Origin of the sequence: Burkholderia sp. BCC1977, assembly GCF_905339595.1 — a bacterium.
In the GTDB taxonomy this organism is placed as follows: Bacteria; Pseudomonadota; Gammaproteobacteria; order Burkholderiales; family Burkholderiaceae; genus Burkholderia.
In genome coordinates this window covers 176,570-184,762 of sequence record NZ_CAJPGQ010000011.1, presented here as the reverse complement: position 1 = coordinate 184,762, position 8,193 = coordinate 176,570, and the positions used below count along the sequence as shown (strand labels likewise).

Sequence of the window (8,193 nt, the reverse complement as noted above, 5' to 3'; positions counted from 1 at the left end):
CTCGGCAACCAGCTCGATCAGCTCGCTGTCCACCTCGACCTCGACCGGTATCAGCTCGTTGTCGACCGGCCTGAGCTCGACCGACAGCTCGGTCGCCTCGCTGTCGACCTCCACGTCGACCGGCCTGTCCTCGGCAACCAGCTCGATCAGTTCGCTGTCCACCTCGACCTCGACCGGTATCAGCTCGCTGTCGACTGGCCTGAGCTCGACCGATAGCTCGGTCGCCTCGCTGTCGACTTCGACGTCGACGGGCCTGTCCTCGGCAAACAGCTCGATCTCGTCGCTGTCCACCTCGACCTCGACCGGTATCAGCTCGCTGTCGACTGGCCTGAGCTCGACCGATAGCTCGGTCGCTTCGCTGTCGACCTCCACGTCGACGGCTCTCTCGTCGGCAACCAGCTCGATCAGCTCGCTGTCCACCTCGACCTCGACCGGCATCAGCTCCCTGTCGACCGGCCTGAGTTCGGCCAGCAGCGCGATCTCGTCGCTGTCCACGTCGACGTCGACCGGATTGAGCACGGCCACCAGTTCGATCAGTTCGCTGTCGACCGGACTCAGCACCACCAACACGGTGACGAAGAATCTCGGCAACAGCACAGCGGCGGCGCTCGGCGGCGGCGCGACGTATGACTCGAGCACCGGCACGATTTCGTCGCCGTCGTACACCACGTACAACGCGGATGGCACCACGACCCAGGCTCAGAGCGTGGGCGATGCAATCAACAACATCAACAGCCAGGGGATCAAGTATTTCCACACGAATTCGACCGGCGCCGACAGCCAGGCGCTCGGCACGAACTCGGTCGCGATCGGTTCGAGTGCCGTCGCGCAGGCTGCAAACTCGGTCGCGATCGGCACGGGGGCGTCCGCAACCGGGACCAACTCGGTCGCCCTCGGAGCGGGTTCGACAGACGGCGGTCGTTCGAACGTGGTGTCGGTCGGCAGCGACTCGCAGCAACGGCAGATCACCAACGTCGCGGCCGGCACGCAAGGCACCGATGCGGTCAACGTGAACCAGCTCAATGCGGTGCAGTCGACGCTGTCGACGGCGGTGTCGGGCCAGCAAACCCAGATCAACAATCTGGGCACCGCGCTGGGGCAGACCGACAAGTTGGCCCGTCAGGGGGTCGCCGCGGCAACGGCGCTGACCATGCTGCCGCAGGTCGAACCGGGCAAGTCGATCAACGTCGCAGTAGGCGTTGCTCGATTTGCCGGGCAGTCGGGGATGGCGTTCGGTGCCAGCGCGCACCTGTCTACCAACGGCATCCTGAAGCTGGGCATCGGCGTGTCGGGTGACAACCGGACGTTCGGCGCCGGATACGGGTACAGCTGGTAATGCAACGTGTCTGCTCGACCTGGCCGTATCGGGTCGACAGGCGCCTGTCCGCCTCTTTCGGTTCGGGAGAGACGGACAGCCGATCAGGGAACACGGCATCCATCGGCACATCGCGTAGCGGGCGATGTGCCGATGCCCCGTAATCGCGACGCGCAACGCGTCGCCCTAATTGAATGGAAACCACCTTGAACAACATGTATGCAAAGTGGCTGATCGCCTGCATGGCGACATCGTTCGCGGTAAGCGCACATGCGCAGGCCGCCGGCGATTCCGCAGACGAACTGCTGAACGATGCGAATACGGTATTTCGCCAGCTCGACGCCGGTCAGTTCGCCGATGTGTGGGCCAATGCGGCGGACTTCGTCAAGACGCGCATCAAGCAGGATCAGTTCGTCGCGGACGTGCGCCGCGCCCGTCAGTCGGTCGGCGTGGTCCAGCATCGCGGCTGGGCGCAACTGGTACGCATTCAGTACACCCAAAGGAATGACCTGCCCGACGGCCTGTATGCAAACGTCGATTTCGCGACCACGCTGACCACCGGCACGAAGATGTACGAAAAGCTGAGCTTCCGGCTCGACAGCGACGGCCATTGGCACCTGACCGGCTACGTACCGCGTCGGACGCAGGACTACTTGCCGTAAGCGGTTCCGTTTCACCGCTCGCTGGCGCCGGCCGTCAGGCGCCATGAAAAACACCCCCAAAAAAACCGGAAACCGATCCGGCGTTTGGGGTGTTTTCCTTTGAAGTGCTTCTACCGTTTTAGCGACTGAAAACGGTGAAGAAATGCCCTGCGGCTATCGAAGCAACCTCAGGGCATCGCGTCGATCAGCTCAGCGCGGACGAATGCGGCAGGACGATCGCGCCTTGCGGGCCGCCACCACCACCCGGGCCGCCGCGACCTCCGCCCGGACCACCCGGGCCGCCAGGGCCGCCGCCAGGACCGCCGGGGCCGCAATACGGCCACCAGCAACAACCGCCGAGCATCGAAGCCAACACGATCAGCGTGACCGCGGCAAACGTCTTTTTCATCGTCTTTCCCTTCATCGATCAGTGGTGCGGCGCAAGCAGGACGTTCGCGATCACACCGGTCGCGATGGCGGCCAGCACGAAGTCGCCATTGATCTGCAGCCAATGATAGCCAGCCGGCGGCGGTTGAAGATCACGGCCGCGCCAGTCGTCGACCACGTACTGCGCGCCACGATAATCCTGCGGCACACGCTCTCCGCGACGCCAGTCGCCGTGCTCACCCGGACGGACGTCGCCGCGCCCCTCCTGACGGGCGTCACGATGCGGGGCCTGCATCTGGGGGCCGCCCGGCGCGCGAGCACCGCCGTCGCGCTCAGGGCCGTGATCCTGCCGCAGTTCGTGGTTGCCGCCCGGCGCGCGTCCACCCTGTTGATCGTCGGGCCCCTGCTGCGCGAATGCGCCGATCGACGTGGCGAGCATGCTCGCGGTAATGAGGCATGCGAGAGCCTGTTTCTTCATGATGTTTTTCTCCTGGAGCAAAGTGCAACGATGCGCATGCTCTCAAAACGAGACCGGTGCATGGTTACCTCCGATTACCCGTTGAAGACAAACCGAACGACACACGGCCTTGCCCGCCGGGTGCATCCGCGGGATTTAAAGGAAATTGACCAATATTTCGTTTCATCTCTTACCGCCCGGACCGCGGCGGCTCTTCCCTGCACGTCGCTGCACGGCGAAGTGCGGTCCGTTTGACGATCCTGTCCGTTGCCGGATCACGCGACAAGGTACGTGTGTGCGGACGGCTCGCCGACTTCCCTGTGCGCCGACGCCGGGCACGATACGGAACATCACGTCGCGTGGCTCGACGGCAAGAACCTGAATCTGAACCTGACACGAATCGAGGTGCGCCTCTTGTCGCTCTTGCTGTCGATGCCGGGCAGGATCGACCCGCGCGACCATTTGCAGCGCCGGCTGTACGACGCCTCTCGGATCGTGGCTGACCCGACGATCGACAGCCATGTCAGGAATTTGCGGCGCAAGTTGCAGACGGCGTGCCCCACTCACAATTTCATTCGCCCGATTTACGGCGTCGGCTATCCGTTCGAGTTCGAAGGCAAGCCGGCGTCATGCCTGGAGACCTGCCGATTCCGCTCGTGAAGGGCCGGACGACGCCCGCGTGAATGCGACCCGGTTTCGTTTACCCAACATTACACAGCGCAATCCCGCGGCAAGTTCCGGCGCGAAAAACGCACGTGTCGTCGGCTGGGCAGATAAGACGGCGTAACGGCTCGTAACGATCGACTCGGTCCCTTGCCGTATCGTCGAAGCTCGTTCCATTCATGCTCCGGACCAGAATGACTTCCAGTCGACACCTGTCGCGACGCCGTTTTGTGACGTCGACGCTGGCGCTGGGTACTTGCACCGCGCTTCGCTTCCCGACGCTGGGCCAGGCCGCTCAGATCGCGCCAGCCGGCGTCTGTACGCTGAGCCCCGAGCAGGAAATCGGTCCGTACTATCTCGACGAGAACCTCCTCCGAGGCGATATCAGCGAGGGCAAGGCCGGCGTTCCGCTGCTGCTGGAACTGACCATTCTGGATGCGCGTCATTGCGTGCCGCTGGCCAATGCGATCGTCGACATCTGGCAATGCGACGCGCTCGGCGTCTATTCCGGATTTACCAAGGCGAGCGAAATGCAGGGTCCACCGCCGGGCCCACCACCCGGCGCGCGGGATCGCATGCATGGCGCGCCGCCGTTCGGCGCCCCGGCCGGTGCGCAACGCGCCGATCTCGATGCAGTGCCGAACGGGCCGCCGCCCGCTCCCCCGACCGACCAGCTCACATTCCTGCGCGGCACGATGCGCACGGATGGCAGCGGGAAAGTGGCCTTCCGCAGCATCGTGCCCGGCGTGTACCCGGGCCGCACGAATCATGTTCATTTCAAGGTGCGTGAACCGGCCACTTCGAACCGGGCCGCGCACGTGTCTCATGTCGGACAGGTGTTCTTCCCCGAAGCCCTGATGGTCGATCTGATGACGATGGCGCCTTATGTCGAGCATCGAATCGCGCGCACGACACTGAGCGACGACGCCGTGTATGCGCGGCAACATGGCGACGCCACCATTGCACACGTCACGGCGCTCGACGGGAGCCACTATTCTCGAGGCCTACGTGCGCGAATCGTCGCGACCGTTGCCCCCGAAATGACGCAGCCCGATTCGTACCGATCGACCGGCTGAGAGCGCATGTGCGGGTTTCGCGGACGTGGAGGTCTTCAGACGGACGGGAGATCGTCCTCCGCTGCGAGATCGCGATAGGGGAAACGGCGCATGTTTCCGCAAGCACGTAGCAAACCGGTCGATCGCTCGAGCCGGTTCAAATCGCCGCCATCGGTTCTCCACGAGCAGGGATCCACTGCCGCCATCGAGCGCGCTGCCGGCCGCGCCCTTCCCCTTCGAACGTTTCCCGACGCATCGTGACGATCCCGTCATGATCCGGCCACCCGCTAGAAACTGATGGTCGCCGTCACGGTATCGCTATACGTATCCGGCCGGGGCGTCGTCTGCACCGGCACCTTGCCGTAGACCGTCACCGCCGCAGCGGCGCCCGTGCCGGTGCCGGTCACCATGCTGGTGCTGCTCGTGCCATCCCCCCAGATCGTACTTCGCGCGGAATCCGTGTAGAGCTGATAGCCGACCGTCGCGCCATACGCAGCCCCTTTCATCTGCCGTGCGGTAACGCTTGCGCTCGTGCTGCCGCCATTCAGTGCAAGCTGCCACGCATCGCCCGACGTGCACTGCACCGAGATCGTGCTCGTCGCGGTCAGCGCGGCGGTCAGCACCGATGCATTGCCGAAACTCATCGGCGTCGTGCTGATGTTGCAGTTGTTGACGACGTTGGCGGTCACGGAAAAGGGAAACCGCACCGTCGACGCGCTGATGGACGAACAACTGGGCAGCAGCAAGCTCGACACCGCAAACGCATAATCGAGCCGGGTATGCGTGCCGGAAAAGCTGGTCGAATAGGTCGTCGTGCTGTTGCCGACGGTCGGCACGGTGGTCTGGCCGGACGGAATCTGCGCGTACACGGTAACGGTTTGCGACACGTCCTGCGACGCAATCGAATACGACGTGGCGAGCGTAAACGTGATGGGCGTCGAGGCCGTCGTGCTGCTGGTGGAACCCCAGATCGTCGAGTACGCGGAGTCGGTATACACGTTGAACCCGAGGGTATTCGAGCTGCTGTTCGCCATATAGCGCGGCGCCCACGACGTCGACGCCGTCCCGGTGCCGAGATTCAGGCAGACCACCGCGTAACGGTTGAGCGTCAGCGCCGACCACGTGCATGTCACGGTGATGCTGCCGGTCGCCGTGACCGCCGTATTCGCGATCGGGCTGACCGAGCCGAACGCAATGTCGGACGCGGTGCCCGTGCATGAGTCTGCCCGCGCGGACTGACTGAACCCGAGCAGCACGCCCGCCAGCAGAACCAAGATCATCCAGTAACGTTTCATCGCATGCTTTCCTGTCAGGGCTTGCAGACCACGGGGCCGATCGTCGGCAATGTTCCGTTCGCGGGACGCCGGTAGGCAAACGTCGCGACGCAACTGAAATTCCTGGCTGTCACCGTCAGGTGGTTCTCCGGCCGCAGGCCGTCGACGAACGTCAATCCGTCGTAACCGGTCACGGTGTCCCGCTCGCTTTCGGCGTGATGCACCGATGCGCCTGCCGGAACCGGCGTGCCTGCGGAATCGGTCAGGATCACCGACGCTGCCGCGAATGGTTCGACCGGGAAGCGCGCAAGCACGCCCGCTCGCGCCTCCGGCACGATCACGCGGGTCGTATCCTCGACGCGCACGTCGGCAGGCAGCCCGAGCGGATCGATCGCGACGAGGTTTCTCTGATACGCGTTCAGGTCAGGCACCAGCAGGTGGCCGCTCGAATCGGTCGTGCCGATCACGCGGTTTTCGTGCAGCACCGGGATGCCGGCCACGCCGTCCGTCGACACGAGCGTGAAGCCGTCGCCGATCTGCCGTGCGGCCTCGACCGTGCCGTCCATCGCGACGATCGCGCCCGCGACGTCGATCGCTCCGGCACTGTTGCCGGCCGTGCTTTGCGCGATCGCGGTCACGCGGCCGTAACGGCCGAGATACTGCAACTGGCCTTGCGCATAACGCACGTCCTGCGCGTCGCCGGTCAGCGCGCTCCAGCCCCAGCCGCCGTCGTAATCGGCCGGACGCGACGCGCTGACGCTCGCGGTCGTGCGGCCGTTCTGGCTGCCGGCGCTCGCCGATACCGACGTCTTCGGCCCCAGCGCCACGCTGAGCCCTGCGGACACGCCGCGCGTGCGGGCGGGGCCGAAGTCCTGGTAAGCGCCGAAGTTCAGCGACACGCGGCCGCCGAGCGCCGTCGAATACGACAACGAGCCGATCCGCGAAATGTCGACCGCCGGAACCTTGTAGCCGATGTAGCTCGCGGACACGCTCTGCGCGTGCCCGATCGCGACAGTCACCGTCACGCGGTCCGTCAGGCTCGGCACCGGCGTGCCCTCGATCGCGCCGAGGTCGCCGTAGCGACGGACGGTGCGGGTCGTCTGTGCCTCGACGCTGAAGCGCGGCGCGACGTAGCGATAGCCAATGCTGTACTGGCCGCCCGTGAAGCGGCCGCCGCTCGCGACGACGGAACCGGTCACGACGCCGGCCATCCCGAGGCGCACGAGCGCGCCCGCGCCGGCGGCATACAGCGAGGTGCTCGCCTCGGCGTGCCCCTCGAGCGTCAGCGCGTCGGTCATGCCATAGCGCGTCGATGCGCTGACGGCGGGACGCCGGCCGTAATCGAACGAATCGACGCCGTAGTTGCGCCGCACGAAGCCGGCCTCGAACGAATAGCTTTTCAGCCCGGCCGACAGCAGCCGCGTGTCGATATAGAGCGGCACCGACGTCGTCACGGTGCGCCCGAGCGCATCGCGCGTGACGACGGTGGCGACGCCCGCGCCGGTGATGCCCGGCATCTGGTTGATCGTGAACGGGCCCGACTGCACGGTGCCCGAATACTGCTGGATGCCGTTCACATACAGACTGACGGCCGACGGCACGACCGCGGAGCCCGACAGCGTCGACACCGGAAACGTGACCAGATCGGGCCTGAGCGAGAAGTTCGTACTCCACTGAATGCCGCCGAGCCGCACCGAGCGCGACCAGTCCAGCGACGACGACACGCTGTCGCCGATCCGCAACGTGGCAAGCGTCGCGGGATCGGAGCGGCTCCACGTCGTGTCGTAACGGACGTACCGATTCGACCCGCGGCCGAGGTAGGCGGTGCCGGTGCTGCTGAATACACCGTACCGGTCGAAGTAGCGCGCTTCGCTGTAAAGCGCGACCGGCTGTCGCGAATCGGACTGCGCGTAGACGTCGTAATTGAGCGCGAAACCGCGCGACGTCGTCGCGGCGGGCAGCACGTCCCGCACGCGCGCGTTCAGTTGTTGCGGCTTGCGCAGACGGTCGGGCACCTTCAGATCGACCGTCTGCGTGCCAGGGTCGTAGTCGTAACGCAGGCCGGAGATATCGTCCAGCGCGATCTCCGACTGCGGCACGGCGCCGATGCGCGTCAACACCAGGCCAACGCGTTCGAGCGCTTCCCCGTTCGTGACGAGCCGGCCGCCGACCTGCCGGAAATGCGTAAGCGCCGACGTCGGTTCGCCGTTGACCCTGACCTCCAGATACAAGTCTCGCGGCGCGCTCGCCGGCCCCGCGAGATCCGGCAGGGTTTCGCCGTGAGCCAGCGACGCCCCGCGCGTCGCGAGCGTGACGAGCACGCACAGCGTCCGCAGCCGGTGATGTCCATGATTTCGTTTTTTCATCGCACGTCAGATGGGCGGCGCCGGCCGGTTGAGCG

Annotated in this window: 9 protein-coding genes; 4 read left to right on the top strand and 5 right to left on the bottom strand. The window is 65.4% G+C overall.

What is annotated here, in order from left to right; all coding sequences use genetic code 11:
• Window positions 1-597: hypothetical protein (locus tag U5771_RS12535; RefSeq protein WP_322024264.1), on the bottom strand; the 597-nt coding region annotated here is incomplete at its 3' end.
• On the opposite strand from U5771_RS12535, the gene U5771_RS12530 reads away from it, so the two are divergent.
• Both U5771_RS12530 and U5771_RS12525 read left to right on the top strand, forming a co-directional pair.
• Entirely contained in the window at window positions 572-1,336 is a 765-nt protein-coding gene (locus U5771_RS12530; protein WP_322024263.1) for a YadA family autotransporter adhesin, read from the top strand. The two genes, U5771_RS12535 and U5771_RS12530, sit on opposite strands and share 26 nt — an antisense overlap.
• Before the next feature lie 194 nt (window positions 1,337-1,530).
• The gene (locus tag U5771_RS12525; RefSeq protein ID WP_322024267.1) at window positions 1,531-1,977 is read left to right on the top strand and encodes a DUF4019 domain-containing protein; all 447 of its coding nucleotides are present in this window, start codon (window positions 1,531-1,533) and stop codon (window positions 1,975-1,977) included.
• Window positions 1,978-2,161: 184 nt separating this feature from the next.
• On the opposite strand, the gene U5771_RS12520 is transcribed toward U5771_RS12525, so the two are convergent.
• On the bottom strand, window positions 2,162-2,365 hold the full coding sequence (locus U5771_RS12520) for a hypothetical protein (protein ID WP_322024262.1): 204 nt from the start codon (window positions 2,363-2,365) through the stop codon (window positions 2,162-2,164).
• A gap of 18 nt (window positions 2,366-2,383) precedes the next feature.
• Entirely contained in the window at window positions 2,384-2,821 is a 438-nt protein-coding gene (locus U5771_RS12515) for an RcnB family protein (RefSeq protein WP_322024261.1), read from the bottom strand.
• Between the two features lie 270 nt (window positions 2,822-3,091).
• On the opposite strand from U5771_RS12515, the gene U5771_RS12510 reads away from it, so the two are divergent.
• On the top strand, window positions 3,092-3,460 hold the full coding sequence (locus U5771_RS12510; RefSeq protein WP_322024260.1) for a winged helix-turn-helix domain-containing protein: 369 nt from the start codon (window positions 3,092-3,094) through the stop codon (window positions 3,458-3,460).
• A gap of 197 nt (window positions 3,461-3,657) precedes the next feature.
• Window positions 3,658-4,539 carry an intradiol ring-cleavage dioxygenase gene (locus U5771_RS12505; RefSeq protein WP_322024259.1) on the top strand — a complete coding sequence of 294 codons (882 nt, stop codon included), beginning with the start codon at window positions 3,658-3,660 and terminating at the stop codon, window positions 4,537-4,539.
• Window positions 4,540-4,805: 266 nt separating this feature from the next.
• Here U5771_RS12505 and U5771_RS12500 read toward each other — a convergent pair whose 3' ends face one another.
• Both U5771_RS12500 and U5771_RS12495 read right to left on the bottom strand, forming a co-directional pair.
• Window positions 4,806-5,813 (bottom strand): spore coat U domain-containing protein, encoded by a 1,008-nt coding sequence (locus tag U5771_RS12500; protein WP_322024258.1) that lies wholly within the window; start codon window positions 5,811-5,813, stop codon window positions 4,806-4,808.
• A 14-nt stretch (window positions 5,814-5,827) separates the two neighbouring features.
• Complete coding sequence (locus U5771_RS12495; protein ID WP_322024257.1) at window positions 5,828-8,158, bottom strand: fimbria/pilus outer membrane usher protein; 2,331 nt, start codon at window positions 8,156-8,158, stop codon at window positions 5,828-5,830.
• Window positions 8,159-8,193 lie beyond the last annotated feature (35 nt).